The organism is Hymenobacter ginkgonis (genome assembly GCF_009755225.1).
GTDB classification, from domain to species: domain Bacteria; phylum Bacteroidota; class Bacteroidia; order Cytophagales; family Hymenobacteraceae; genus Hymenobacter; species Hymenobacter ginkgonis.
The window spans coordinates 1,413,561-1,440,275 of the sequence record NZ_WQKZ01000001.1; the positions used below are offsets into that span (position 1 = coordinate 1,413,561).

General features: G+C 59.1%; 26 protein-coding genes, 1 tRNA gene and 1 pseudogene. 7 read left to right on the top strand and 21 right to left on the bottom strand.

Translation table 11 applies throughout. From position 1 onward, the window contains the following. Positions 1-292: 292 nt before the first annotated feature. Positions 293-1,477, top strand: a complete 1,185-nt coding sequence (locus GO988_RS05665; RefSeq protein ID WP_157562573.1) for a BamA/TamA family outer membrane protein — start codon at positions 293-295, stop codon at positions 1,475-1,477. A 19-nt stretch (positions 1,478-1,496) separates the two neighbouring features. Here GO988_RS05665 and GO988_RS05670 read toward each other — a convergent pair whose 3' ends face one another. Continuing rightward, positions 1,497-2,198 carry a VIT1/CCC1 transporter family protein gene (locus GO988_RS05670; RefSeq protein WP_157562575.1) on the bottom strand — a complete coding sequence of 234 codons (702 nt, stop codon included), beginning with the start codon at positions 2,196-2,198 and terminating at the stop codon, positions 1,497-1,499. 248 nt (positions 2,199-2,446) lie between these two features. Between GO988_RS05670 and GO988_RS05675 the strand changes: the two genes are divergently transcribed. Further along, positions 2,447-3,079, top strand: coding sequence for an LON peptidase substrate-binding domain-containing protein (locus GO988_RS05675; protein ID WP_157562577.1), 633 nt, complete (start codon positions 2,447-2,449; stop codon positions 3,077-3,079). A 148-nt stretch (positions 3,080-3,227) separates the two neighbouring features. Beyond that, positions 3,228-6,173 (top strand): DUF4394 domain-containing protein, encoded by a 2,946-nt coding sequence (locus GO988_RS05680; RefSeq protein ID WP_198172515.1) that lies wholly within the window; start codon positions 3,228-3,230, stop codon positions 6,171-6,173. 137 nt (positions 6,174-6,310) lie between these two features. On the opposite strand, the gene GO988_RS05685 is transcribed toward GO988_RS05680, so the two are convergent. Further along, complete coding sequence (locus GO988_RS05685; RefSeq protein WP_157562581.1) at positions 6,311-7,126, bottom strand: M48 family metallopeptidase; 816 nt, start codon at positions 7,124-7,126, stop codon at positions 6,311-6,313. 203 nt (positions 7,127-7,329) lie between these two features. Between GO988_RS05685 and GO988_RS05690 the strand changes: the two genes are divergently transcribed. Further along, on the top strand, positions 7,330-7,758 hold the full coding sequence (locus tag GO988_RS05690) for a hypothetical protein (protein WP_157562583.1): 429 nt from the start codon (positions 7,330-7,332) through the stop codon (positions 7,756-7,758). 91 nt (positions 7,759-7,849) lie between these two features. Here GO988_RS05690 and GO988_RS05695 read toward each other — a convergent pair whose 3' ends face one another. Beyond that, entirely contained in the window at positions 7,850-8,209 is a 360-nt protein-coding gene (locus tag GO988_RS05695; protein ID WP_157562585.1) for a hypothetical protein, read from the bottom strand. 168 nt (positions 8,210-8,377) lie between these two features. On the opposite strand from GO988_RS05695, the gene GO988_RS05700 reads away from it, so the two are divergent. Further along, positions 8,378-9,082: an RsmE family RNA methyltransferase gene (locus tag GO988_RS05700; protein WP_157562588.1), complete on the top strand. Its 705-nt coding sequence runs from the start codon at positions 8,378-8,380 to the stop codon at positions 9,080-9,082. 15 nt (positions 9,083-9,097) lie between these two features. On the opposite strand, the gene GO988_RS05705 is transcribed toward GO988_RS05700, so the two are convergent. Genes GO988_RS05705 through GO988_RS05715 form a run of 3 tightly spaced genes read right to left on the bottom strand, consistent with a single transcriptional unit; the run spans position 9,098 to position 11,621 of the window. Further along, a complete protein-coding gene (locus GO988_RS05705; protein WP_157562590.1) occupies positions 9,098-9,580 on the bottom strand; it encodes a hypothetical protein in 483 nt (160 codons plus the stop codon). Beyond that, on the bottom strand, positions 9,550-10,926 hold the full coding sequence (locus tag GO988_RS05710) for an RtcB family protein (protein ID WP_157562592.1): 1,377 nt from the start codon (positions 10,924-10,926) through the stop codon (positions 9,550-9,552). The genes GO988_RS05705 and GO988_RS05710 overlap by 31 nt, the downstream gene beginning before the upstream one ends. After that, positions 10,923-11,621, bottom strand: coding sequence for a hypothetical protein (locus tag GO988_RS05715; RefSeq protein ID WP_157562594.1), 699 nt, complete (start codon positions 11,619-11,621; stop codon positions 10,923-10,925). Before GO988_RS05715 ends, GO988_RS05710 begins: the two co-directional genes overlap by 4 nt. 153 nt (positions 11,622-11,774) lie before the next feature. Between GO988_RS05715 and GO988_RS05720 the strand changes: the two genes are divergently transcribed. Further along, the gene (locus GO988_RS05720; protein WP_157562596.1) at positions 11,775-12,440 is read left to right on the top strand and encodes a DUF4159 domain-containing protein; all 666 of its coding nucleotides are present in this window, start codon (positions 11,775-11,777) and stop codon (positions 12,438-12,440) included. Between the two features lie 160 nt (positions 12,441-12,600). Here GO988_RS05720 and GO988_RS05725 read toward each other — a convergent pair whose 3' ends face one another. From GO988_RS05725 to GO988_RS05740, 4 genes are all read right to left on the bottom strand, one after another. Continuing rightward, a complete protein-coding gene (locus tag GO988_RS05725) occupies positions 12,601-13,173 on the bottom strand; it encodes a 1-acyl-sn-glycerol-3-phosphate acyltransferase (protein WP_157562598.1) in 573 nt (190 codons plus the stop codon). A 57-nt stretch (positions 13,174-13,230) separates the two neighbouring features. After that, positions 13,231-14,034 carry a patatin-like phospholipase family protein gene (locus GO988_RS05730; RefSeq protein WP_157562600.1) on the bottom strand — a complete coding sequence of 268 codons (804 nt, stop codon included), beginning with the start codon at positions 14,032-14,034 and terminating at the stop codon, positions 13,231-13,233. Positions 14,035-14,115: 81 nt separating this feature from the next. Then, a complete protein-coding gene (locus GO988_RS05735; RefSeq protein ID WP_157562603.1) occupies positions 14,116-14,964 on the bottom strand; it encodes an MBL fold metallo-hydrolase in 849 nt (282 codons plus the stop codon). A 74-nt stretch (positions 14,965-15,038) separates the two neighbouring features. Continuing rightward, on the bottom strand, positions 15,039-15,986 hold the full coding sequence (locus tag GO988_RS05740) for an acetyl-CoA carboxylase carboxyltransferase subunit alpha (protein ID WP_157562605.1): 948 nt from the start codon (positions 15,984-15,986) through the stop codon (positions 15,039-15,041). A gap of 270 nt (positions 15,987-16,256) precedes the next feature. Between GO988_RS05740 and GO988_RS05745 the strand changes: the two genes are divergently transcribed. Next, positions 16,257-16,330, top strand: a tRNA-Asp gene (locus tag GO988_RS05745). Positions 16,331-16,421: 91 nt separating this feature from the next. Here the strand turns inward: GO988_RS05745 and GO988_RS05750 are convergent. The 11 genes and pseudogenes from GO988_RS05750 to GO988_RS23730 form a co-directional block, all read right to left on the bottom strand. After that, positions 16,422-19,811, bottom strand: a complete 3,390-nt coding sequence (locus GO988_RS05750; protein WP_157562607.1) for a hypothetical protein — start codon at positions 19,809-19,811, stop codon at positions 16,422-16,424. A 1-nt stretch (position 19,812) separates the two neighbouring features. Beyond that, on the bottom strand, positions 19,813-20,346 hold the full coding sequence (locus tag GO988_RS05755; protein ID WP_157562610.1) for a hypothetical protein: 534 nt from the start codon (positions 20,344-20,346) through the stop codon (positions 19,813-19,815). 157 nt (positions 20,347-20,503) lie between these two features. Next, positions 20,504-21,010: a YcxB family protein gene (locus GO988_RS05760; RefSeq protein WP_157562612.1), complete on the bottom strand. Its 507-nt coding sequence runs from the start codon at positions 21,008-21,010 to the stop codon at positions 20,504-20,506. A gap of 224 nt (positions 21,011-21,234) precedes the next feature. After that, positions 21,235-21,834, bottom strand: coding sequence for a hypothetical protein (locus GO988_RS05765; RefSeq protein WP_157562614.1), 600 nt, complete (start codon positions 21,832-21,834; stop codon positions 21,235-21,237). Between the two features lie 505 nt (positions 21,835-22,339). Further along, on the bottom strand, positions 22,340-22,531 hold the full coding sequence (locus GO988_RS05770) for a hypothetical protein (RefSeq protein WP_157562616.1): 192 nt from the start codon (positions 22,529-22,531) through the stop codon (positions 22,340-22,342). An 83-nt stretch (positions 22,532-22,614) separates the two neighbouring features. Beyond that, on the bottom strand, positions 22,615-23,175 hold the full coding sequence (locus tag GO988_RS05775) for a hypothetical protein (protein WP_157562618.1): 561 nt from the start codon (positions 23,173-23,175) through the stop codon (positions 22,615-22,617). Next, positions 23,172-23,639 (bottom strand): lysozyme, encoded by a 468-nt coding sequence (locus GO988_RS05780; RefSeq protein WP_157562620.1) that lies wholly within the window; start codon positions 23,637-23,639, stop codon positions 23,172-23,174. Before GO988_RS05780 ends, GO988_RS05775 begins: the two co-directional genes overlap by 4 nt. A 4-nt stretch (positions 23,640-23,643) precedes the next feature. Next, positions 23,644-24,456 carry a hypothetical protein gene (locus tag GO988_RS05785; RefSeq protein WP_157562624.1) on the bottom strand — a complete coding sequence of 271 codons (813 nt, stop codon included), beginning with the start codon at positions 24,454-24,456 and terminating at the stop codon, positions 23,644-23,646. Continuing rightward, positions 24,457-24,939: a hypothetical protein gene (locus GO988_RS05790; RefSeq protein WP_157562627.1), complete on the bottom strand. Its 483-nt coding sequence runs from the start codon at positions 24,937-24,939 to the stop codon at positions 24,457-24,459. It lies immediately after the preceding gene. A gap of 1 nt (position 24,940) precedes the next feature. Then, positions 24,941-25,885, bottom strand: coding sequence for a DUF6712 family protein (locus GO988_RS05795; RefSeq protein ID WP_157562630.1), 945 nt, complete (start codon positions 25,883-25,885; stop codon positions 24,941-24,943). A 4-nt stretch (positions 25,886-25,889) separates the two neighbouring features. Beyond that, positions 25,890-26,715, bottom strand: a pseudogene (locus GO988_RS23730) (hypothetical protein); the annotation flags it as partial.

A 26,715-nucleotide genomic window follows, 5' to 3' on the forward strand; every position in this document is an offset into this window, starting at 1 on the left:
GCCAGGCTTGCTGAAGTCAGGCAAGCAGCTTTTAGTATATATTATATATACTGTAACGCGCAGTTTACGCTTCGTGCCCGAACACCAGGCGTAACCTGTGCCGGTAGTGGCATGCTAGCTAGTGAAAAGGTAGAGGCCGCCTCAGTGGGGTAAAGCTTCTGGCGACGCTTTTGCTTGGCGAGGCCATGGGGAAGTATGGTAATTTTGGGCGGCTTACCGGCTTCAAACACTAGCCATTTATCAATTGACGACACCTCTACCCTACGGGGCAATATTTTTTTTGCGCTTGGCAGTGGCGGTTTGGTTGCTGCTCGCCGCCCGCCCAGGGTGGGCACAGGCGCCTACCCCCCCGCCTCCTACCCAAGACGTGCGGGACTTGGTGGGGGCCTTAGTGCCGAGCTTGCGGCCCAAGCCAACGGCGGCCACCGACAGCGCCCGGCCCCGCAAGAAGCACGAACTGGTAATACTGCCGGCCGTGGCCTACACCCTGGAGGCGCGGCTGCTGGCTTCCGTCACGGCCAGCCTGGCGTTTCAGCGGGCGGGGGCCAACCTTTCTACGCTCTCTACTACGCTCACGTACACGCAGAACCAGCAAATTATTCTGGCCCTGAACGGGCCGCTCTGGACCCGCAACAACCACAGCCTGTGGCTGGCCGACTACCGCCTGCTGCACTACCCGCAGCGCACCTACGGCCTGGGCAGCAACTCCGACGCCGAGGATTTTATCGCCATGGATTACAACCTGTTGCGTATTCACCAAAGCTACTATCACCGGGTGGGGGCTGCGAGCCATCTTTACGCGGGGGTAGGCTATTTTCTGGATTCGCGCTGGAACATCCAAAGTATAGACCAGCAGGGCCAGCAGGTAAAGGCCATTTCGGGCTACCAGCGCGGCATTGTGGGGCGCTCCACATCGTCGGGGCTGGTGGCATCGGTGCTGCGCGATACCCGCGCCAATGGGCTGCGCCCTGCCGCCGGCGAGTCGTATCTGTTTTTAGCGCTGCGGGCCAATATGCAAGCCCTGGGCTCTGACCAAACCTACCGCTTTGCGCAGGTAGATGCGCGGCGCTACCTGCGGGCTGGCCCCGCGGGCAACGTGCTGGCTTTTTGGCTCTACGGCGACTTTATAGTGGGCCAGGCGGCGCCCTACCTCGACCTACCCGCCACGGGCTGGGACACGTACAGCGTGACGGGCCGCGGCTACATTCAGGGCCGCTTTCGGGGCACCAGTCTGGCCTACGCCGAGGCCGAATACCGCTTTAACCTGACCCGCTCGCGGGTGCTGGGGGAGGTAGTATTCGTGAATGGCCAGTCGGCCCGCGACCCGGCCACCGGCTACGGGCGGGTGGCTCCGGCGGGCGGCACCGGCATCCGGCTATGCCTCAACAAGCAGGTGGGGTCTTACCTGTCCGTCGATTACGCCTGGGGTATCCAGGGCTCGCAAGGCGTGTTTTTCAACCTAGGCGAAGTGTTTTAGAAGGCACTTTAACTTCCCGTTAGCTGCCTTGCACCAACCGAGCCACGTAGAAGGCAGCTCCGGCTGCCGCGGCGCCAGTAGCGGCCATTTTGAGGGCGCCGGCCACCGGCGCCTGGCCCGTGAGGCGGCTTTTGAAGTAGCCAAACACCAGCAAGCACACTAGGGTACTTACGGCCGACCACAGCAGCCCCGCCTGCGGGGTGGCCGTGGCAAAGTAGGCACTCAGCGGGAGGAGGCCCCCCACGGCGTAGGCCCCGGCAATGGTGAGGGCGCTTTTGGGTGCCTGCTTGGGGTCGGGCTCTTCGAGGCCCAGCTCGTACTTCATCATAAATTTCACCCACTGCGCGGGGTCTTGCACCAGCTCGTTGGTAGCTTGGGTGGCGGTGGCTTCGGAGAGGCCCATTTCGACGAACAGCTCCTGCACTTCGCGGCGCTCGGTGGTGGGCACGGTGCGCACTTCTTCGTGCTCGCGGGCTAGCTCGGCGGCGTAGTGGTCTACTTCGGTGCGGCCAGCGAGGTAGCCGCCCAGGCCCATGGCAATGGAGCCCGCCACAATTTCGGCCAGCCCGGCCGTGATAACCAGGCCCGACGACTGCACCGCCCCGCTAAGCCCGGCGGCTAGGGCAAACGGTACCGTCAGCCCATCAGAGAGCCCAATAACAATATCTTGGAGCGCGGCCGAGCTTGTGAGGTGGTGTTCGTGGTGCGGAAGCTGTGGCATAATAAAGCAAGCTGACGAGGCGCGGCCAGCGGGGAGGGGTAGGGACTGCGCCCGACCTGGAAGCCCTACCCCCTAGCGGGAAGCGGAGACCCGGACAACCAAGTTTTCGAGGCTGTTTTTCAAACGGCTGAGAGGCCTGAAAGTTAGCCGGTTACTAGGCACTGCCTGGGTTATAGATTATATTTAAGGAAACGCCTCGTGCGGGCTGCGCATAAACATTTGGCCAGCGGGCGTATTCTTGGCTCACTATGCGTCTACTTCCGCTTTTCCCGCTCAACCTCGTCGCTTTTCCGGGCGAAAAACTCAACCTGCACATCTTTGAGCCGCGCTACCGGCAGCTGGTGCGCGATTGCTTCACGGAGGGTATTACGTTCGGTATTCCGCCCTTTCTAGATAATGCGGTGCAGGAGTTGGGCACCGAAATGCGCCTGCTGAGCGTGGAGAAAACCCATCCCGACGGCGAGATGGACATCCGCACCGAGGCGGTAGGCATTTTTCGGGTGCGGCAGTTTTATCGGCAGGCGCCGGGCAAGCTTTATGCCGCTGGCCAAATCGACGAGATAACGCAGGATGAGGTAGCCGACCCGGCCCTGCGGGCCGTCATTGCCGAGCAGGTGCGCAAGCTCTACGAGGCGCTGGGCCTGCGCAAGCTGCTGCTGCAACTGGAACCCGATTTTCATATTTTCGACGTGGCCCACCACATCGGCCTCAGCACCGAGCAAGAGTACCAGTTGCTGGGCACTACCGCCGAGCAGGAGCGCCAGGAAATGGTGCGCGAGCACCTCGAGCGCCTACTGCCCGCCGTGCTCGAAGCCGAGCGCCTCAAGGAGCGCGTGCGCCTGAATGGCCACTTCAAAAACCTGCAGCCCCCGCAGTTTTAGGGCGAAAAAAACGCCTCTGTAGCAGGTGCTAAAAATACTTGGGAAACCAGCTGATTTTGCCCATCCCCAGGGCGGCAGAATACGTACCTCGCGGGTATTGCCGGCCGCGGGCCGACGCATGCTTAGTTATCCTAACCTTCAGTATTTTATGGCACACTTTTTCCCTGGTTTTCTTAGCACCCGGCACCTGCGCGCCGTAGCGCTGAGCGTGGGGCTGCTGGCCGGGCCTACGGCGGCGTACTGCCAGGCCACCACGGTTTATGGGCTCGGCACGGTCACTACCACGTATGGGGCCTACGCTACCGGCACCCAGGTACTTGCGCAGCTAAACCCTGCCAGCCCCACGCTAACTACTGCCGGGCCGCTGCCGCTGGTTATCGCGGGTGTGGCAACTGGCCAGCAGCTGGTAGGCCTCGATGTGCGCCCCAATACCGGGCAGGTGTATGCGCTGGGCTACAACAGTGCGGCTACTACCAGCAACGCCCAGCTCTACGTGCTGGCTATCAGCCCGACTGCGGTGGTAGCGGCGCCGGTGGGCGGGGCCCTTACCCTGGCGCTGGGCACCAGCGTACGCACCGACCTCAACGGGTATGGCTTGGCCACGGGCATTGGCTTCGACTTCAACCCGCGCGTGGACCGCATTCGCGTTACGGGGCCAAACCGCGCGAACTACCGCCTCAACCCCAATACCGGCGCTTTGGTGGCTACCGATGCCACACTTACTTATGCCACTACCGGCAACGCTGTGCCGCCCCCTACCCCCCCGCTTATTGGGGCGGTCGCCTACACTAACGTCGTGCCGGGCCTGGTAGGCACGACATTGTACGACCTCGACCAAACGCCCAACAACGGGGTGCTGGCCACGCAAAGCACCGTGAGCGCCCCGCCCATCACCAACGGCACGTTGACGGCCGTGGCCGGCGTAACGCTGGCGGCTAGTGCGACGGCCACGAGTTTTGGCATCGGCGATGCCACGTTCGACCTGGACGTGTTTACCGACCCAAACACGCGAATTAACACAGCTTACTTGCTGGAGCTAACCGGCCCCACGGCGGGCAGCCCGGGCAGCTCCAACCTCTACACGTTGGATTTGGGCAGCGGCCGGGCTACGCTGCTGGGCAATATTATTGGCCGGGTCGGCCTGCGCTTTACCAATATTGCGGCGGCCCCTACCCCCGGCCTGAGCTTGTGGACCGGTGCCGTGAGCACCGACTGGGGCACGCCCGGCAACTGGAGCACCAACCTAGTGCCCACGAGCGGAGTTGATGTATTTATTCCGGGGCCCGGCGCCACGGTGCCCCGCCAGCCCACCGTAAGCAATGCCCAGCAGGCGCGCTCGGTGGTGCTCGGCGCGGGCGACACGGGCCTGCCCGCAGTGCTGACCACTGCCGACGGCGGCACGCTGAGCGTGTACGGCAACTTTGTAAACAACGACGGTAGCGTGGCCGGCAGCGGAACGGGTACGGTGGCCCTGGTTGGCAGCACCGGGCAAGATATCAGCGGGGCCAACCTTTCGCAGTTCCAAAACCTGCGCGTAGGCCCGGCGGGCGCCACCGTGAGCGGGGCCGCGGCCGTGCAGCGCGCCCTTACCCTAACCGGCAACCTCAACATTGCTACTGGCCAGCCTTTTACGCTGCTCTCGAATGCCGCTGGCACGGCCTTCGTGGTGAATAGCGGCGGCGTCGCTACCGGTGCCGCTACGGTGCAGCGCAACATCGCCTCAAGCAACGCGGACCTGGGCTACCGCTATTACGCGGCCCCAGTGAGCAATACCACGCTTAGCGATTTGGCCACTCCCACGTTCACGCCCGTGGTCAATGAAGCGTATAATACCAGCCCCACGCCAAGCCAGGTTACGCCCTTTCCCACAGTATTGGGCTATAGCCAGGCGCAGTACGAAAGCTCACCGGCCACCACCATTACGTCAGATTTTGACAAGGGCTTTTACTCGCCAGCCAGCCTCAACGAAGCCATGCCCGTGGGCCAGGGTTTCGCGGTGAATTTGAAAGGTACCGAACTGGTCGATTTTGTGGGCCAGCTCACCACCGGCAACGTGAGCACGCCCGCCCAGGGCCGCAGCGCCAAAGCCACTGCTGGCTGGCAGCTGCTGGGCAATCCCTACCCCAGCCCCCTCGACTGGAACCAGGTGGCCAGCACCGGCCTCAGCGGCCTAGCCAGCGCGGTATACGTCTTTAAAAGCACCAGCCAGTTTGGCGGCAGCTACGCTAGTTACGTGAATGGGCAGGGCACCAACGGCGGCACCAACGTGCTTCCGGTGGCGCAGGGCTTTTTCGTGCGCAATGCCGCGGTGGGTACGTCGGGCAGCATCAATTTCACAAATGCCCAGCGCCTAACCGACGGCAGCGACGCCCCTTTCCAGCGTACCACCGCCGACGTGCGCCCCCAGCTACTGCTCGAACTGAGCGCCGGTTCGCGGGCTTCGCAAGCCGACATATACTTTGAGAGCGGTGCCACCGCGGGCTTCGATAATGCCTACGATGCCTACGCCCTACCCTTCCTCAACGGCCTGACCTTAGCCTCGGAAGTCGGCACCGACCTGTTGGCCATCAACGGCCTACCCGCCCTAACGGGGGCCGCCGTGACTGTTCCCTTGCGTTTATCCACGACTACGGCTGGTACCTACACGCTGCGAGCCGTGACGCTTAGCAACTTGCCTACGGGCTACCGCGCCTACCTACGCGATGCCGTGCTCGGCACCTACACCGACCTCACCACTACCCCCTCCCTCAGCTTGAACCTGACGACGGCCCCCAACACGGGCCGCTACTCGGTGCTGTTTAGTACGTCGGCGCCGCTGGCTACTGCCTCGGCCACCGTGGCTGCGCTGGTAGCCGTGTACCCCAGCCCAGCCCACGGCGCAGCCACGCTGCTGCTGCCGCAAGCCCTGCGCGGGGCGTCGGCTGCTACGGTGCAGGTAGTCAATGTGCTAGGTCAAGCAGTGCTTACTCGCACTGTGGCGCCCAGCAGCCCCGATAGCATTGAGTTGCCCCTGGCTGGCGTAGCAGCCGGCATTTATACGGTGCAAGCTACCACAGCCGCAGGCTTGGTTGCCAAGCGCCTCGTAGTGAACTAACTCTTGGTTTCCTAGCAAATAAAAAGCCTCGCCGGATTGCTCCGGCGGGGCTTTTTAGGAAGAACAAATTGCCACAGCTTAGCCTGAACAAGTAGTACTAGGAACACCTATTCACTGGTACTACCTAGTGTTTTCGACTATTTTTTCAGGCCTGCTGGTACGCCCTGCGGGAATTGCTGCTGAATGTCTTTTTGCAGTTCTTCAATGCGGTTGCCGGGGTTAGGGTGGGTGCTCAGAAACTCGGGCTGGCGGCTGCCGCCCCCTTGCCGGTCTAGCATTTGCATCACGTTAATCATGGCGCTGGGGTCGTAGCCGGCGCGGGGGGTAAGCTTCACAGCAAAGTCATCGGCTTCCAGCTCATCGTTGCGGCCGTAGCGCAGGGTTACCAGCTTGGCAATCATGGCGGCGGCGGCGGCACGAGCTACGCTGCTACCAGGGTTATTGGGGTCGTAAGAAGCAATGGCAGCGGCGCCAGTCAGGCCCTGCGTTAGCTGGCTTTGGGCCACTTGCTCGGCCGAGTGCCGGCCCACCACGTGGCCTACCTCGTGGGCCAGCACCCCAGCCAGTTGGGCTTCGGTAGTCAGGTTTTTAAGCAGCCCCTGGGTAATAAACACTTGCCCGCCGGGCAGGGCAAAAGCGTTGATAGTCTGGTCATCTGCCAAGAGGTGAAACTGGTAGCGGTACTCCGTTTTCTGGTCGAGGCCATTGGCTTTTACTATTTGCTGGCCCACCTGCTGCACGGCCGCCGTGGCGCGAGGGTCAGCGCTTTCGCCGCCGTATTGCTGTTCCATTTCGGGCGCGGCCTGCACGCCTAAGGCTATTTCTTGGGCAGCCGTCATATTCACGTGCTGCTTTTCACCCGTCACCGGGTTGGTTGAAGTATTGAAAAAATAGCCAAACAGCGTGACGGCCGCAATAACTAAGGCGATAATGAAGCGAAAATTTAGGCGCATGGGGGTAGTGAAAAAGAGGCGGGTGGCATGGAGCAAGCTCCAACGCAAAATGCGGCTCTATAAACGGGCCAGCGCCGGCCGGGTTATCACAGAGGCCGGCCAGCGACCTACCCTTACACAGCCGCATGGCCTAGCCGCAAATTGCTTTGGGCAGTAGCTTCGTAAAGGTGGTAGCCGCTTTTGCCACCACCAAACCTCCTTTTATGGTGCCTTCTACGTTCCTATTTCAGGCTGCTGGCCGGTTGGCTAGCGCCTTGGGGGCCAGCCTATTGCTAGCCAGCTGCGGCCACGCCCTGCCCAATATACCCGGCTTTGCTGCCGCCGCTTGGCGCGCCGACCCCTACGCCTGCCGAGGCCAGCGAGTAGCCTTGTTGCCGCCCCTACTGGCCGCCCGCGCTACCCTCTACGAAGCACGGGCCGACGATGTAACGGCACTGCTCGGCCAGCCCGACGAGGAAGAATTGCAGGTGCAAACCGAAAAAGTATACTACTACTACCTTACCCCCGGCACGCAGTGTGGCCCGCGCCACCCCCGCTCCGGGGCACCGCGCCTCACGCTGCATTTTGGGCCGCTGGGCACCGTCACCGAGTTTATGGTTGACCCAGTGCCTACCCCCACTGCCGCGCAATAGCTACATACTGCCCCAAAAAAAGAGCCCGCCGGATAAACCAGCGGACTCTTCTTATAAGTGTTATCATAGCGAGGGAAAAGAAGCGCGGGTTCTACGTGCTGCTGCCGTCAACCAATTGGCTGGTCTCCTGCTGTAGCAATTGGCTAAGCTGCGTGGGCGACATAATGCGGCCACACTCTTGCTCGTACTGTGACTGTAGCTCCGCCAGTTGGGCCGTGCGAGCTGCCGAATCATTCTTGGTATTGCGCTCTATTTCATCCTGCAAGGTCAACCGCGTACGGTTCAGCGTGTAGAGCTTCACGTATTCGCCTTCGTTGAGGTGCAGGCGGTTGCTCATTTCGCGCGTCAGCTCCGTAGCATTTTGGGCTGGCGGCGCAGTTTGCGCCCAAGTTGTTTGGCTTAGGCCACTGCTAACTAGCAGAGAAAGAGCGGTGTACAAATTGCTTTTCATAGGTGGTCTAGGTAAGCGCATATCTAGTCTTAGAATTCTACTAGATTTTCAGCAAACTTACTATTGCCGCGTGATAGTTCCATATTTTAACAAAATATTTATACTAGTTCGGCACTTATTTTAGCAATGGCCAGCACAGTTACCTTCGCAGATTCGTTTTTGCCTGCTATGCTCACCTGTTTTGCTTCCACGCTGTTCTCTGGCCAGCCCACCTTCACGCTTTCCGAAGAAGAAAGCAAGCACGCCGTTCGGGTGCTGCGTCTACCCCCCGGCGCGCCCGTAACCCTAGTAGATGGCCGGGGCACCGTGTACGCCGCCACTATTGCCGATGCCAATCCGAAGCGCTGCGCTTTACTTATTCAGAGCCAACTGTTTATCGCGCCTCGCCCCTACTACACGCACGTGGCCGTGGCACCGACCAAAAACCTCGACCGCATGGAGTGGCTGGTCGAAAAAGCCGTTGAAGTCGGCATCGAGCGCCTCACCTTTCTGCGCTGCGCCCGCTCCGAGCGCCGCGAACTGAAGCTAGAGCGCCTGGAGAAAATCGCCATCAGTGCCCTTAAGCAGTCGGGCCAAGCTTACTTGCCGCAACTCGATGAATTAATTGATTTTGAGAAGTTTGTGCCGGGCTTAACGCCCGAAACTACTTTCATCGCTCACCTCGAAGCCGGCGAGCGCACGGCCCTATCTCAGGTAGCGGGGGTAGGACCTGGCTGTTGCGTACTCATTGGCCCCGAAGGCGATTTTTCGCCAGCCGAAATTGAGCTGGCGCTTAGCCGCGGCATCCGTCCCGTCACGCTCGGCGCTTCGCGCCTGCGCACCGAAACGGCGGCATTGGCAGCAGTATTCACCGCACACATTGCGCGCGAATAGCTTGTGTATACAGTATTATTTTAAGTAAGCATAAAGCCGCAAGTTATCTTGCGTTAACTCAATAGTATACTGGCCTGCTTTGTCAATAATAGTTTTACTAGCTACTAAATCCTGCACGATGGGAGGTGCCCCTTCATCCAGTATCACCAATCGAGGAAAGTCGAGCCATTCAATTTCTTTGTAAGCATACCAGCCTCTTGGATTACCTAGAACCATCGATTCTATTGCACTGGCGTAATAATCAAAGCCATAGGTTGTATGCTTAGCAATAAGTAATTGCCGAGTTGGATTTTCCTCGTCCCATATTGGCTTGACCAAACATTGCTTTATCTCGCACCAATTACCAACCAAGGCGGCAATGAGCTTCACCCACTTGCAATTACTCATAAGTGAAGTAGAGAATTTTTGCTGAATAAGCTCAGTCAAATACCCATCTTCACGAAAATGAATTGGTATAATATATTTCATCACTTTTCCTGCCGCTTTTTTACCCGCCACGGCGCGTTTTTTTCCCAGTCGCCGGCCATGATGCAGCCGTAGGGCTTAATTTCGTCTATGGTGCGAGCTAGCTTGAACTCTGTGATTTGGCGCTTCACTTCCGCTGCGTTTTTGTAGGCGCTGGGCAGCTCCGAAATGTCGATTTCGTTGAAGAAAAAGCGGGCGTCGATGCCTTGCGTTTCTTCTGCAAACCATTCCTCGTTGGTTTTGGCGGCCTTGCTGTACTTGTGGCGCGTGCGGCTAAGGTTGCGCCCCGCGCCATGCGGCGCAAAGCCCAGGTTGTTGGCAGTGGTTTCACCTTCCACAATAAGGATGGGCTCGGCCATGTTCAGCGGGATAATGCGCGGGCCGGTGATATCGGGCATAAACTGCGGGTCGAGCGGCGTAGCACCTTTGGCGTGATAGTACAAGTCGCCGGCCTTGAACACAAAATTGTGCTCGTTCCAATAGCGCTGCTGCACGGCAGCTTTCAAGCGCTGCACAATGTCGTCGTGCAGGCAGAGATGGTTTTGCTTAGTCCAGCGACGCACGGTTTGCAGCGCGGCCCAGTAGGCCTGGCCCTCCGGCGAGTCGGCGGGCAGCCAAGCATTAACCGGAGCCGTGGCGGGCGAAAGCTGTTGGCGGAAGCGCTCGGCTACTTTCATGCCCGCCGAGTAGAGCCGGGCCCCTACCCCCCGCGAACCGTGGTGCGTCACGAGCATCGTGTCGCCGGTAGCCCGCGACGTGCCCACGTACAGAAAGTGGTTGCCATCGCCCTGCGTACCCAGGTGCTCCTGCGCCAGGCTGATACTTTTCTCGGTGCTTAGAAAGGAATTCTCCCGAAACTCGGCCAGGATGTCGGCGGGCAGCGCGTACCGCCGCTCGGCCGGGCGGCCGCCCGGCCCGAAGTGCGTCACCTGCTGGGCCACGTCGAGCACCGTTTTGGGGTCGATTTTTCCTAAGTTGGTCAGCATCACCGAGCAGCAAATATCGGCCGAGTGCATGCCGGGGTGGATGGCGTTGCGCGTCACCACCACGCCGCCCACCGGAATGGTGCCCAACGGCCCGGCTGGGCAAGCGTCGGGCATCACGGCGCCCGTTACCACGGTGGGCGTGCGCATAAGCTGCTGCATCGATAGCCGCACGTAGTCGATATTTTGCTGCTCCACCGCCGTGTCGGCCCGGATATTCTCGTAGAAAGGCAGCGGCGTGGGCAGCAGCGGAATCTCGGGCGGCGGGCCTACGGCGCGTAGGTACGCCAGCAGGGCGTCGCCGCTCAGTTCGTGGGTGTTGATGTGCTCAATTGCTTCCTTAAACCATTTGCCTGATTTGAAGCCGAGGTCGAGGAGGTCTTTGCCGTTGGTCATGGGTTATATTTAATGAATGTCTCGCCTTCCAGTTCTTTAAAATAGAAAACTTCAAAGGTGATGCATGCTAGGATACGCTGGATTGCCTGTACATCTTCCATAGTAGAATAAGGCGCAAATAGTATTAGCTTGTCTTTATTATCATACGCCTTAAATCCTAAGCGCTTGAGCTTTCTGATGTGCCGCTTCTCCAACGTATAATTCTCCTTATGGCGGCGAATCTCAGGAATTGTCAGAATAAGCGTTCTGCGCACCAGCTTAATGTGGCAATTAAGGCATTGCGATTCATGAAATACCAACGTAAAACCTGTGATTTTTCCGGCTAGAACCTTACTCAAAACGTCACGCACGGCATATCCGGCCGTTGGCTTTTGAGCGGGCACTTGACTCAGTTCAGCCAGTCTTACCTTTTTTTCGACGAGTAGCTCAGCGAAGCGTTGGCGCATATAGGCCTCTTCACCAGTCATTCCCTCTTCCAAAAATTTAATCGTATTCGCTAAGTCTTCTTTTTCGTCATACCCTTTATCCTGCATATTGTATAGCGTCTGCAACTGCTGATTCATTCTTGCCAAACCTTTGAAGAATAAATGCGCTTTCCCATACTCCATCTCGGCCACGCATTCTTCCATTTCAGCGGTAAGGCTAACGCGTTCCGCTTCGTAAGCGGCTAGCAGCTTTTCGAGTTTAGTACTCATCGGACATGGGTAAGCATTAGGAATCTTAGCGGACCTGAACCACCATTTTCGGTAAAATGTCTTTGCTTTACCGGGCAGCTTAAGGCCCAAGCAGCGCCTCATACTGCAAACCTAATTAGCAATTGAGCTATTTTACTGGCTAATTTCTTCGATATGCTAAAAAAATTGTCAATTCTCGTTCTCCTTTTCACTACCACTGCCGCTACCCCTCTCGTAGCGCCCAGCTACCAGATTGCCAAGCTGCACTACGGCGGTGGGGGCGACTGGTACGCCAACAAAACGAGCCTGCCCAACCTCATTAGCTTTTGCAACCAGGCGCTGCACACCAACATTGCCCCCGACGAAGCCACCGTGGAGCTGGATGCGCCCGAACTGCTTTCCTACCCCTTCCTACACATGACGGGGCACGGCAACGTGAGTTTCTCCACCGCCGAGGCCCAAAACCTGCGCCGCTACCTCATTGGCGGTGGCTTTCTGCACATTGATGATAACTACGGGCTTGATAAGTTTATCCGCCCCGAGATGAAGAAGGTTTTTCCCGAACTGGAGTTCGTGGAATTGCCCTTCTCGCACCCCATCTACCACCAGAAGTATCCTTTTCCGAAGGGCTTGCCTAAGGTACACGAGCACGATGGCAAGCGCCCGCAGGGCTTTGGCTTGGTCTATAAAGGCCGACTCGTATGCTTTTATACCTACGAATGCGACCTCGGCAACGGCTGGGAAGACGTAGGAACCTACCCCGAAGACACGCCCGCCGTGCACGACGCGGCCTTGCGCATGGGCGCCAACCTAGTAGCATACGCGCTCACGCAAGATTAAGCCAAACCACTTCTACTTATCATAAGCAGTTAAAACAGAACGTTATGCTGAGCCTGCCGAAGCATAACGCTCGAGTTGTTAGGATTATAACCCTAGCGGCACAAGCGAGATGCTTCGGCAGGCTCAGCAGGACGTTCTAGTTTGTGGGACTAGTACAGCCCTAGCGCACGCCGCGCTCGGGGAAGCGGCCCTTTTTGGTGCGGTAGAAAGCTTTGATTTCTTCCAAATCCTTCTCGTAGTCGCCGGTGGGCCAGAACACGGGCCCTACCCCCGCTTCGCGCTTCTGGTAGTCGAGAAAGCCAAGCAAGATGGGTACGCCCGCTTCTAGGGCAGCGTAGTAAAAGCCTTTGCGCCACTTAGGCTGGTAGGCGCGAGTGCCCTCGGGCGTGATGAGGATGACGAGCTCTTCGTACTGCTTGAAGAGCTGCACCATGCCATCGACCAAGCTATTGTTGCGGCTGCGGTTGACGGGCAGCGCGCCGATGGCTTTCACAAGCCAGCCCAGCAGTGGGTTTTCGGTCCACTCACTTTTCACGGTGAAGCGCACGTCCAAATCCATGATGTAGAAGGCGGCGCGGGCCATAATGAGGTCCCAATTGCTGGTATGCGGGGCCGCAATCATCATGCACTTCTTGATGCTGGGCGGCACTTGGCCGGTTTGCTTCCAGCCGGCTACGCCAAAAATGGTTTTAGCGATGTAGTACCAGAACGTAGAGGTTTTGCGGGCAGCCATTCACTTAAAAAACAAAAATTAACTTCCAAAGCTAGCCAATAACGGCTAGCACGGCGCCTAGTTGCGGCTAGCTACGAGGGCACGCAGGTCGGCAGCGCGGCTCAGGGTATAGCGGTAGCCGACTTCAAATAACTCGTCGGCCTTGCGGTAGTCAAGCGGGCGGTAAGTGCGCAAGGCAGGTGGCTCGAGTAGCAAGTCGCACTGCGTTTTGCGAGCTGCCACGTTGGTGCTCAGCGCCAGTTGCAGGGTGCGCTCCACTAGGCGCCGCAGGTTAGAAACGCGCACATCGGTATTGAGCGGGTTGCAGTGCACGCCTACTACGCGCTCGGCGGCGCGGCCCAGCAGCGGCTCCACGGGCAAGTTGTTGAGCAGGCCGCCATCTACTAGCTGCCGACCCTGGTACTGCACCGCTCGGTACACAATGGGCACCGCCGCCGAGGCCAGCAGCGGGGGTAGCAGCGGCCCGGTGGCGAAATAAACCGACTCGCCCGCCACCAAATCGGTGGCTACCAGCGTTAGCGGCAGCCGCAAGGACTCGAAATCCAGGCTGGTGCCCAGGTGCCGCGCTAGCAGTTGCTCCACTGCTTCTAGCCCCAGCAGCCCTAGCCGGCTAAAGGCCGGCCGCGTCAGCCCCATAAAATTGGTACCCAGCAGCAACCGCAAAATCTCGCGCGGGGCAAATCCCGCCGCGTAAAACGTAGCCGCAATGGCGCCCGAACTGGCGCCCGCCAGCCGCACCACGGGCAGCGCCAGCTCGTCGAGCGCCGCTAGCACGCCCAGGTGCGCAATGCCGCGGGCACCGCCGCCCGACAGGGCCAGGGCCAGCGCAGGGGGTAGGGACTCGTTATTAGGGGTCAACATTAAGTAAATACCGCCAGCCTAGCGGGGTAGAGAAGCTCGCTGCCCCTACCCCGCCCAAAACCAGTCAGCAAGGTTTTTCTTTTATAAATCGGCGACCCGCAGCGTTTCGGCCAGGCGCACGCCTTTGTCGGTGAGCTGTACGGTGCAGGCTTCGTGCAAGGGGTCGTGCTCTAGGAGCAGCACCCAATTTTCCTCGGCAGCGCGACGCAGCACCGCTTCTTTTTCTTCGAGCGTGAGGAGCGGTCGCACGTCGTAGCTCATCACGTAGGGCAGGGGCAGGTGGGCCGCGCTCGGCAGCAAATCGGCCATGTACGCCAAAGTGCGGCCCTTATATTGCAGCACCGGCACCATCATTTTCTCGGTGTGGCCATTAGCAAAAAGAATCTCGCTGAACTGTGGCAGCGCCGCCGGCACGCCCGCGGTGGGGTCCACAAACTGCAACTGGCCGCTTTCCTGAATCGGCAAGATGTTTTCGCGCAGGAAGCTGGCTTTCTCGCGGGCGTTGGGCTGGGTAGCCCACTGCCAGTGCGCCTCGTTGCTCCAATAAGTAGCATTAGCGAAGGCCGTTTGCAGGGTGCCATCAGGCCGCCGCACCACCGAACCCCCGCAATGGTCGAAGTGCAAGTGCGTCAGAAACACGTCCGTAATGTCGGCGCTCGTCAACCCTAGCTTGCGCAAAGACTTTTCGAGCGAATCATCGCCATGCAAATAGAAGTGCCCGCGAAACTTCTCGTCTTGCTTCTCGCCAATGCCATTGTCGATGAGCAAGAGCCTACCCCCCTCTTCTACCAGCAGGCAGCGCATGGCCCAGGTGCACATGTTGTTGGCGTCGGGCGGATTCAGTTTCTGCCATAGGCTGCGGGGCACCACGCCAAACATAGCGCCGCCGTCGAGCTTAAAAAGGCCGGTATCCAAGGGATGGATGGTCATCTTTAGAATTCAAAAGTGAAGGTTTGACACTATAGCTGGCAGCAAGCCAAGGCTGCCCAGTTCACTTTTACTTTCTATTCTACCACTACCCCCATCGCCGAAAACTTGTCGATGCGTTGCGAAATACGCTCGGCAGCGGGGACTGCGGCGAGTTCTCGCAGCGTCTCCAGCAGCGTTTTTTTCAGGGTGTCTATCATCTGGGGTGCATCGGTATGCGCCCCGCCCAGCGGCTCCTTAACAATGCCATCCACGAGGCCCGCCGTTTGCATATCGGTAGCCGTGAGTTTGAGGGCTTCGGCGGCCTGCTCTTTATAATCCCACGAGCGCCACAAAATACTGCTGCACGACTCAGGCGAAATCACTGAATACCAAGTATTTTCTAGCATCAGCACCCGGTCGCCAATGGCAATACCCAAGGCCCCGCCGCTGGCGCCTTCGCCAATGATGATGCAGACGACCGGCACTTTGAGCATAAACATCTCCTTAAGGTTACGCGCAATTGCCTCGCCCTGCCCGCGTTCCTCGGCCTCCAGGCCCGGAAATGCGCCGGGCGTATCAATAAGCGTGACAATGGGCACGTTGAACTTCTCAGCCAACTTCATCAGGCGCAAGGCCTTGCGGTAGCCCTCCGGGTTGGGCATACCAAAGTTGCGAAACTGCCGCTGCTTGGTGTTATGCCCCTTTTGCTGCCCAATAAACATCACGGGCTGGCCATCAATTTCGCCAAAGCCGCCGACCATCGCCTTGTCGTCGCCCACAGTACGGTCGCCGTGCAATTCCACAAATTTGGTAGCCATACCCGCGATATAGTCGAGGGTATAGGGGCGCTCGGGATGGCGCGAAAGCTGCACGCGCTGCCAACGGGTGAGGTTGGCGTACGTTTCTTTTTTAAGAGTCTGGATTTTGGTTTCTAAGGCCGCTACGGCCTCGGTCACTTCTACGTCGCTGTCCTGGGCGAGCTGTTGCATTTGGCGCAGCTTATCTTCAAGGGCCGCGATGGGTTGTTCAAAATCGAGCAGCATAAGGTGGGTTTGCTGGTTACGGGGTAGTAGGCAAGTGGCTCCGCAAATAAATTTTGCTTGTAGAAGTCGCTAAAATGCCGGGCGGCAAAGGTAAAGCCAAACCTGCTGCCCGCCCGGCAGAAAATTAATCAGCCTGAAAAACAACCCTCAAGCTCCCGCAAACTGGTTTTTTGGCCCTTTTTTTGGACCGAAGCTTGCGGGGCCCGGATTCTTTGCCCTACCTTTGTATCACCAAAACGGAAAAGCACATCGCTCCCCGGCTTGGTAAACGGTTTGGTAGTTCAGTTGGTTAGAATGCCGCCCTGTCACGGCGGAGGTCGCGGGTTCGAGTCCCGTCCAGACCGCAATCGTTTAGCAAAAAGGCCCTTCTTGGTAGCAAGAAGGGCCTTTTTCTTTGTCTAAACTGAAAAGGGTGGCAAAAAGGGTGGCAAGCCCTTACTTAATTTGGGCGCGCTGCCGGTCGTCGGCGCGGTCATTAAGCGCCTCCTCCACGCTGGCCGTATCCTGCTGCCCCCAGGCAATGTATTGCCGGCTCGGCAAGGCGCGCACGGCCTCTTCTACCCGGTTCACCGCCTGCACCAGCTCCTGGCCGGCCGCGTTGCCGCCAGCCGGCGCGGCCGGGAGTGCGCCACCGGAAACCCCGCCATCCTCGAAGTAGCCGGGCCGCGGACGCACCGGGGCCCCGCCCCGGTAGAGACTGGTATCTATCAGCTCATCGACCAGGTACTTGTTGTTGGCGTAGGTGTCGCGGCTCAGAATCATGTAGGGCTCGCCCTTTTCCCACTCGCCCAGGTGCTCGCCGGTGGCTCCATCGACCATGCGAATGCCCCCGCCCGAGTGGCGCTGGCCCACGTCGGCCACGCCGGCGCGCGAGTTGATGCGCCCCCCAGCAGCAAACTGTCGCACCTTTTCGCGCCAGGTGGGCTGGGGGCCGCCCACTACCCCACCCTTTGCAAACTCAGGAATGGGGGTCGCAATAATTTTAGCTACGCTGGCCGCGCCCGTCACGCCCGCCGCAACCATGAGCGGCACGTTGGGCGAAGCCTTTACGATGGAAAGGGCAGTCTGAATCACGGCCTGGGCAATGTTGAGTTCCTTTTCCTTCTCGGCCGCTTCCTTTTTGATTTGCCGGGTTTTGGCGTCGTAGTTGGCCTCAATATCCGCCTTTTGCGCCTCGTACTGGTCTTTGCTGACCGTACCCGCCTTGTACTCGGCATCCAGCTTGGCGAGGCGCTGCTTTTTATCCTTATCGAGTTTGGCTAGCTCCTTATCGCTGGCAATTTTCTGGAAATCGGCCACCGTTTGCAGGGCCGTGGCCTGCATCTCCAGCCCAGTTGCTATCCCCGCTTTGGTGCGCTCCTGGGCCCGGTCAGCAAACTCGTTTTCGAGGTCTTCCTTGTTTTGCAGGTACTGGCGGGTAACGGCCAGCTTCTGCTCCGTGTTCAGTCCTTCCTGAAAGAAATCCTCTGCATACTGCCGGTCGAGGGCCGCTTTGCGCACGGCCTGCTCGTCGGCATCGGCCTTGGCGCGCTCCAGGCTGAAGTCCGCTGACTGCTGCCGGCGCCGGTTGATGCGGGCCAGGGCAATGTTGTCGTCGATGGCCGCGATGCGCTCGGCAATTTCCTGCTGCTGGGCCACCCGGTCGCGCTCCAGGGCTACCAAGTCCTGCTGGAGCTTGGCCTGAATGAGCCGGCGCTTCTCGGCCGCCCGGGTATCGGTATCGAGAATTTTGAGCGCCTCGCTGGCAGCTGCCGTGCGCAGTTCGGCCGCCCGGCGCTCCCACTCATCTTTGATAAGCTCGTTGTTACGCTTCTCTATATCAAGCGCTTCCTCGCCTTGCTTGAGCGCCAGCTTCTGCCGCTCCGCCGCCACATCCACCGCCAGCTTCTGCTCGATGAGCTGGCGCTGCTCGGCGATTTGCTCGGCCGTGCCCTTCGCTGACGCCTTCTCCTTTTCGGCAGCAGCCGTCAGCTGCTGGATACGCTTTTCGGTTTCGTCCGTGAGCAGCCCGGCCTTGAGGTCGGCAATCTTCTTTTCGACGTCAGCCTGCTCGGCAGCCGCTTTTTTGGCCTGGTCGAGCTGCTTTTTCTGGTACTCCTCGTCGAGCTTGCGCAGGGCGGCTACCGCATCGGCCCGAATCACTTTGCGCTCCGAGGCCGTGACCTTCTCATCAGCTAGCTCAATGTCGCGCTTGGCCGCCACATCGAGCTTTTTGAGGCGCAGCTCCTCGGCGGAGCCACTAGCCACCAGGGCCAGGGCCGCCCGAATATCCGCTTCCCGGTCTTTGAGCTGCTCCAGGCTCAGCTTCTTAGCCGCATCCGCTGCCGCTTTTTGCTTGGCCCCGGCCCCTACGCGGGCAGCTGCCTTATCAAAGGAATCAGCCGCCGCCTTGGCATCGGCGTCCGACACGCCGAGCAGGGCCACCTTGTCGGTGCTGGCGGCCTGCGTGAGTGCCCCTTTGAAGTTCTGGCCCATGCTGGTGCCCGTCTTTTTCACGGCATCCACCAGGCCCTGGGCCCCCTCGGTCAACCCCTGCTTAATCAGGCCGAAGTCGAGGGTAAACGTGCCCTTTATCACCTTGCCAGCTGCCACCAGGTCGGTTACCAAAAAGCCCAGTACGCCCTTAATCAGGGCGTAGGCGTTCTGAAAGCCCAGCCCCAGGCCCTGCACCACCACGCGCACGGCCAGCGACTGGTTGTAGAGGTCGAGGAAGTAATTAATAAACGAAGTGAGCGGCCCCTTCGAGTTTTTGAGAAAATCCAGAAACTGCCCGGCCGCGGTGAGCAGCAGCACGAAGGCCGGGCGTAGGCCCTGGCCAATCTGCACCTCCAGCTGGTCTACCGTATCACCCAGGTTCGAGGTTTGCCCGTCCAGCGTGGCCGAGATAGAGGCCGTGGAGCCCATCACCCCGTTTAGCTCCCCGAAGCCCACCAGGGCCGCGTTGATGGCCGTGGGCGTGTTGGCTACGGTTTTGGTCACGCCCTTGAACGACAACTCCACCTGGTCGCCGGACTTGCTGGCCTGGATGCCGAATTCTTTGAGGCGCTCGAACTCGCCGGTGCCGGCATCGAGCACGGCCTCCGTGAGCTGGTCGAAACTCTTGCCCTGCGAAGCGGCTACGTCGGCCAGCTTCTGCATCTCGGCCGTGCTGGGCACGATGCCGCGGTTCACAAACTTGACGTAGCTGGCCGTTAGCTCATCGACCGAGAATGGCGTTTTAGCCGCCAGGTCGGCAATCTGACTCATGGCATACTGCGCGGCCGACTTGTCGCCCAGGGCCGTGGTGAGCACCGCCTCAAAGGTTTCAAACTTGGCGGTGGTGGCAAAAATCTCCTTGCCAATTTCCTTCACGCTATCCACCACGGCATCGACCCCCAGCGAAATACCCGCGAAGCCCACCGCCTTTTTGATGAAGTCCCCTACTCCCCCACCGGCGCTGCCCATTTCTTCCTTCACGCCCTTGGCGTCGGCGCGCACCTTGTCGAGCTGATTGCCTACCTCAACCAATTCTTTGCTCTTATTGATAAACGCCTGCGTGCCCGGTACCAGGTCTTTTATCTCGCGGTTGAGCTGGTTACTCAGCTTACCTAGCTGATTGATAGACAAGCCCGATAAGCCGATTTCATTGCGCAGTTCCGTCATGCGGGTGTTCACCTCCCACAATTCTTTATTGGCCGCGATGTACTCGCTGGTACCGCGCTTCATTTCCTTCAAGCCCTGCTGGAGCAAGTCGGCTTTGCGGGTGAGGTTGTCGAGTTCCGTTTTGGACTGCGACCCGTCTATTTCCAGTTTTATCTGGACGTTATCCTGTCTAACTTGTGCCATATCAAACTTTGAGCGTAGCCGCTAGGTGGGTGCCAGTCGCGGCTTTGTAGCGGGTAGTTACCGCGTCGATGAAGCCGTTGATGGATTTGTAAAAAGTTTTGCTGAACCAGGACTTGGGCCTGACCTGGGCGTTATCGCGCAGCTTGGCCCGGGCAATGCCCCAGGCGATGCGGTTGATGGCCCGGCTGCTCACGGGTGACACTTTGGAGCGGTCGGTGTAGCCGGGGATATAATCGAAGTGACTCAGGCCCACCTTCTTGACGTAGGCCTCAATCTCTTCGATGGGCGGGGCCTTCGTGCGGTTGAGGCCCTTCATATCCTTGATGCGGCCGTACTGCTCGAAGAGCACCCCCATCACGGCCACGTGCTGCGCGGTCGCGCCCACTACCTCCGTGCGCAGGGAGTTAAGTAGCTCCTCCGTGAGCACGAGCCCCTTGGCCTGCACGGCCGCGGCTAGCAGCTGCAAGGCCTTAGCGGCGTAGCTGCCCACTTCCTCGTCGAGGATGCGCTTAAACTCATCTTGGTAGTCTGCCATGTTCCCAAGATGGCAGCATGAGGCAAGCAGGAGTAGGACGAAAAAGCAGCACTTATCGTAGTGGGCGCTACAAGCTCAAAGTATAGTTAACTTTGCATTAAACGCTATGCCAGTTCGCCGAGCTTGTCACCTTACCTAAACGTTGGTTTAAGAAACGTTACAAGCTCGCCCCTTTTGTCTTAGCATGCTGGAGCAGGGTTTGAAATTGCTCAGGCGAGGCAAAGGCCGTTTTTGGTAAGTAGATGCTGCTGCCATTCTCTGGAATTAGGAAGAGCCCGCGTGCCGTCTCTTTTACTTCCCGTATGCCAGTCCATAGCAATTGCCCTTGAGCAAATGGCCCATTATGCGTAATCACTTGGGGCTCAAACAATAATGTTACCCGTTGATTAACTAAGCTACTCTCATTTCTACTGTGTAGCCATTGCCGACGCGTGTAAAAGAAGGAGCCTATTTCGTAAATACCTGCTAATACAAAGCAGAAAGGGATGAACCATAGGTCGGCTAGCCGAGGTCCACACATCATTGCTAGCAAGAACGCTACTCCAAATAAGAGCAAACCGACTTGCAGTTGCCAGCGCTTCCCTTTGCTGCGGAAGCGCAACCATTCTTCGTATACTTCTTGGTAGTAGGCTTTTGACAGAATGATAATTACCTCTATTTTCATTAGTTGTTGAATATAAATAGCAAGCTAAATTAGATAAAATAAAGGATTTGTCTATTATTTGGTAAATCTTGTTTCCTTAGCAAAGCCACTTAACATAACATTACATACCGGACAATCCTTGGAATCAGTGCGGTTTTTAACCCTGCTAGTTTTACGATATTAGCTAGCACTTTTCTGAGACAAGGTTACTTTTATTTATCGAATTAGTTACCACTTTTATGGCCTCATTTGCTCTGCCGAACTAAGGTGTAGCAGAGGCGGCCACGCTGACGCTTATAGGTCACGGTGTCGTCATGCACCGCATACAGCCGAACGGTATCGCCCTGCTTAGTAAAAGCCCATTCTTGTTGCGTTTTCTGGTTGATATCGAAGAATACAGTGTCTAGCTCGTGGAAAGGGCCAACGAAATCAGTATTGACTTCGTACCGGCTATACCCTGGCCAGCCCTGTACCTGGCCGGTAGCCAGCAAACGCACGGGGTAGGTATGCCCCGTAGAGTCCGTTACTAGCTGCGAGCCCGCGAAGGTCAGCCCATTGATGAAAGGAGCTAATCCGTCATCGAAGGGGCGGCTCGTGTTTAAACTACTGCGTAGCTTCCGAAAAGCGGTGGTCGTAACCCGGTGCGTAGTCCTCTGACGTTGGTCGAGATAGAGGAGCGTATCTCCCTGATTTACGTGATAGCGTAGGCTCGTTTCGAGTAGGTCAGCCTCGCTCTCCGACTCCTCAGTAGTGGTTGGCCAAGCGGTAAGCCCGGGTTCTAGACGCAGGTGGACGTAACGCAGGGGTAGACCCTCATGATTGGCGGCCCCCAGCGATAGGGCCATACTATCGCCTTTGTAGGACCGGGAGTCTAAGAGTAGCTCGGTGATACCACTACTTCCCCAGTGCCCATCCGCTTGACGAGGGGAATGGGTTTTGCGTAAATACGCGGCGTACGTCGTGTTTATCCAGGCCCCACCTAGTCCCAGCACCAACTGCTGATTGGCTGAATCATTCAGGGAAGTAACCGACACTTTATTAACCGTAGGTTGGACTACTAGGCTGGTTGTAGGCTCCTGTTTAGCGGTAACTTGGGTCGTCTCACCTGTTTTTTCTTGACAAGCTGTTAGCCCAGCAAAACCTACCAGCCAATAGAGGGGACGAGTTGAAAGAAAGCTCATGTAGCAAAGTAAGTATAGAGGCCTGCACCAAACAATTAGGGGGAAGAGATAGGGGGCTTTTACATATTGCAAATCACCGTTTACAATATGTAAAATGCCATACTGCTTATGACAGTATAGTAGTTGCTTGTGGGATACTGGCCAGCACCACTAGCTGAAGTAGCGGAGACTACTTCAAATTCACCACCAGGTCTTCTTCGGTTACGACCAGCCCTTTTTCCTCTAGGTGCAGGTTCATCGCATCTACCATGTTCGCATTTAGCTCCTCCAGCGTTTCACCTACGGTGTACACCTCATAGTCAATAGCATAGGCTGAAAAGCCTGTTCCTGTGCGCTCTACAATGAATTCCACTTTCTGCATAAGGCTAAATGTAGGGTTTTTTTAAGATAGCTAGCAGAAAACCCCTACCTGTAGGGGGTAGGGGCCTGCCTAAAACTTACCTTTTAAGTTAATTTTCGCCACTTCAGCAGCAGCCGCAGGGGGGTAACCTGCGAGGTGAGCACCTCCCAGCCGACCGCGCCGGCGATAACGGCGACCAGGTACCACCACCACGACGCGCCGGCACGGGTGCTCGTGGCCACCGCCCCCGCCCCGACCGCTACGGAGCCGCCCCGGGTGCCGGCCTTGCGGGCATCGGTCGCTGTACTGGCGCCGGTGGCCACCATCGAGGCCGGCCGCGTGATAGCCACCGCGCCCGGGGCCGTGGCTACGCTGCTGTTTTTGATTTTGGCCGGCAGCACGCCGGCGTGAGCCAGGTTCTGGGCCTGGGCTTTCTGCCACTGGCGGCGCTGGCGCGGGGTCGAGCCGGCCGGGGCCGGTACCAGGTAGGGGGGCAAGCCCAGGGCCAGCAGGTCGATGGGCAGCACCACACGCAGGGCTAGCGAGTCCGGGGGCTGCACCTGGGTGACCGAGGGCAGCACGTCGGCTGAGGGAGTGTGCGTGGTGGCGCAGCTGGCCAGGGCCAAGCTCGCCACACCTACCAGGTAAAGTATTCTAGTTCTCATGGTTGCAGGTATAAAGCAGCTTCGCGGCTGCGGCGGGCGGTCAGGCCCGGGCTCACGCGCTTAAGCTTGGTGTTAGGGTCAGTGACTTTGTTCCAGAGCCCGAAGGCCGTTTTAATGACCGTGGGAGACGAGGCACCGGCGTTGGCCAGGGCCAGCACGCTCGACTTATCAAAGCCCCCGGTACCGATGTTGTAGCAGAGCGATACCATCGCGTCGAACTGGTGCTGCGTCACATCGCGGTGCACGCGGCTGGCCACGTGCGCCCCGTACTGCTTATCCACGTCCTGGCGCAGCAGGGTGCTGGCCTCCGCTTCCGAAATTTTGACGGTGTAGTAGCGCTCCTCCCCTTTTTGAATCACGTGGCCGTAGCCAATGGTGGGGCGGCCCGCCTCACAGCGGTACCAGCTGGCGCGGAAGGCTTCTTCGCGCTTAATCAGGGCCAGGCCCGCTTCGGAAATTTTCATACGCTTACTCTTTCTCGGCTTCGCGCCGGTGGCGGGCCTGTTTGGCCAGGTTGAACATTACCGTGTGCAGGGCCGTGTGCGCTACCTGGTCATAGGTGCCGTAGAGGCCGCGCTCAGCCACGTCGGCCAGCAGCTGGAGCATCTCGGTGCCATCGCCCCGGGGCCTCGGGGGCGCGGCGGGGCCGGTGGGCTGCTCGACCTTTTTAAACAAGTCCTTGTAGGCGCGGTGGATGAAGCGCTGCGCGCCCAAAAAGTGGTGCAGCACCACGATTTTGACGCCCAGCGGCGCATCGAGCAGCTCCTTGGCCCGGCCCTCGGCCAGCTTGCCGTTGTAGCGCTCGCGGGTTTGCCCGTCCCAGGCCGGGTCTTGGCTTACTTTTTTGAAGTCCGCACGCACGGGGCGGCAGAGCGTGGCCACCAGCTGGTCGAGGGCCAGCGGCTGCGGGCGCTGGGGGTTGGCAAACTGGTGAAAGAAGACGCTGGCCATCGCGTATTCGATGGCCACGGCATCGAGCAGGTTGGGCTCGGGCAGGCGGTAAGTGCGGCCGCGATGCGTGAACTCGGTTATCCCCTTCGTATCCAGCTCTTTCGTCCACATCCAGCTAACGGTGGTGCACATATCCCACAGTTGGTCGGGCGTGAGCCGGCGTACGTCCTTCTCGCGCAGCTTCGGGCACCAGGCGCGCAGCACGGCCAGCCGGGCGGCTACCGAGTCGCTGGCCAGGTGGGGCGCGGCGGCAAAGAATTGGACGGGCGTGAGTTCGGCCCAGCTTTCCGGCACCAGGTGCGGGCGGCCATTGAGGCGAATGGTTTGCATCTAGGAAACAGCGGCTTCAGCGGTGGGGAGGATGGGTTCTGGGGCGGCAGTCGGCTCCGGGGCGGCAGCGGGCTCCTCTTCCCGCTCGGCCTGGCGGGTCATGCGGCGCTGGAGCAAGTCGGCCACGTCGCTATCGACCAGGCCGAGCTTGCCGAAGGCGATGATGAGCCGGCGCAGGTGAATGAGCACGAAGGGAGCCAGCACCAATTGGGTCAGGAAAAACAGCCCCTTCTCGTGCTCGCCGAAGCCGTGGGCGAAGGCCAGGATGGCGGTGTAGCCCACTAGGCGCCAGGCCAGCTTTTTGGGCTTCAGGGGCAGCTTTTGCAGCAGGTTGTTGGTGAGCACGTCCAGCACCACCAGCACCAGCAGCAGGTAGTAGGTGTAGGCCGGCGACCAGATATGCGCCTCCACGAAGCCACTCACCCCCGCTACGCTAACGGCTACTAGTTCAATGGTTTGCACCGTGATGTAAAAACGTAGCATCTTAGACCCAGAAAGAAGGTTTACCCGCGTTGTCGTGCAGCTCGACCGAAACGGGCGGGGCCGTGGGCGTCAAGGCGTCGAGGTAGGCAGCGAGCTTCGCCTGGTATTTGGTGGCCGTGGCGCTGGCCGTTTGGCTCAGGGCCGACAAGGCCTCGGGAGTAGCGGCCAGGCGCTGACGCACGGCCTCGTTATCGGAGAGCAGGCGCAGGCTCGTACCCGTCAGGGCCACGTTCATGGTGAGCACGCCCTGGGCAATGGCGCGGTGGGCCAGCACCGGGCGCACCAGGCCCAGCAGCTGGCGCGTCTCGGCCGAGGGCGCTTCCCCGCTGGCCAGCCCCTCGCGCAGCTGCTCCAGCAAGTCCTCGCCTAGCAAGTCGCTGATTTCAAAATCTTCGACTTGGCGCAGGGTGGGCAGTAAAGCCAAGAAAAAGCGCCGGCTGCCGGCCGTGGCCACGTACTTACCTAGTTCCTCGGCCGAAGCAATGAGCAGGCTCTTGCGGCTGCGGTATTCGGGCGAGTCCAGCTCGTCGGCGTAGTCGGCCGCGTGGGCGTCGAGCCAGGCCAGGGCCAGGTCGAGCAGCTTATCGCCGGCGGCGGCCGCGGCTTCTACGAAGTTGTTGTACACCCACTGGCGCGAGGGGGCGGCCTTATCGGTGCTTTGCTCCGACATGCCGAGTTCTCCGAAGGCGACGCTAATGAACGGGGCGGCTTCGAGCACCACGTAGTAGGCCAAGGCACTACGCAGGCGCTGGCGCAGCTGCACCAAGTGCGCCGGCGCATTCACAGCCGGCAGATTGCCCAGCTGCTCGACCAGGCCCTCCCCGAGCATCGGCACCAGGTGCAGCTGCTCGGCCTGGCTCACAAAACTGAGCAGGGTTTTTGGGTTCACGTTGGCGTGCATCGTGCCCAGGCTCTCTTTAACTTCTTCTACTGTGTTGAATAACATGGGCTTACATGGAGGAATTAGCCACCTTCTGCTTACCCGTGGGGTTATCGGCAATCGTGGTGATGTCGATATCCTCGAAGCCGAAGAAGTGAGTGGGGTTGAAGCCCATGATTTTATGGGCCGCCTGGAAGGTTTTGAGCAGGATTTTGCGCTTGGTGGGCGTGCGCAGGGCCACGTGCAGCTGGTAGCTGATGCGCTTCTCGGAGCCCGAGCCGCCGAACTTGCCCCCGGTGTCGATGCCAGCCAGTGAGGGGTCGATGCCGTGGCCGGAGGTGTGGGCAATGTTGGCCTGCTGATTCACCGAATCGTAGGCTTTGTCGCTCATCTTGTTCTCGATGGGCACGATTTCCCAGCCCGGCAACTGCTTGCCACTGGCGTCCACGGCGAACTTGCTCACGAAGACCTTATCCGTATTCTCCACCCCGGCCAGCATCTCGTTCATGTTGCCCATCAGGTCGAGTTCGGCCTTCTTGCGGTCTTCCGGCTTATCGCCAAACTGGTCGAAGTAGCCCATCGGTATCTTGATGTGGTACTTGACGTTATAGCCGTTGTCGAGGCCCGAGGAATGGAAGCGCGGAATCTTGTTGCTGACCTCCGTCCACTTGCGCGTGCCCCAAAACGGGGGCATGTCGTAGTATTTCTGGCCCGGCGTCCAGTCGCGGCCGTGCAGCAGAAACTCGCCGTACTTACTCGGGTTTTTGGGGTCGAAGGCGGGCAGAATCTTGGCCTCGTCGGCGCGGAAGTTGCGCCAATCGTGGTGCAGCGCGTACTTCTCGGGCTTGGGCTTGGTCGTGACCAGGGCGCGGGCCACGGTGCAGTCGAAGCTTTGA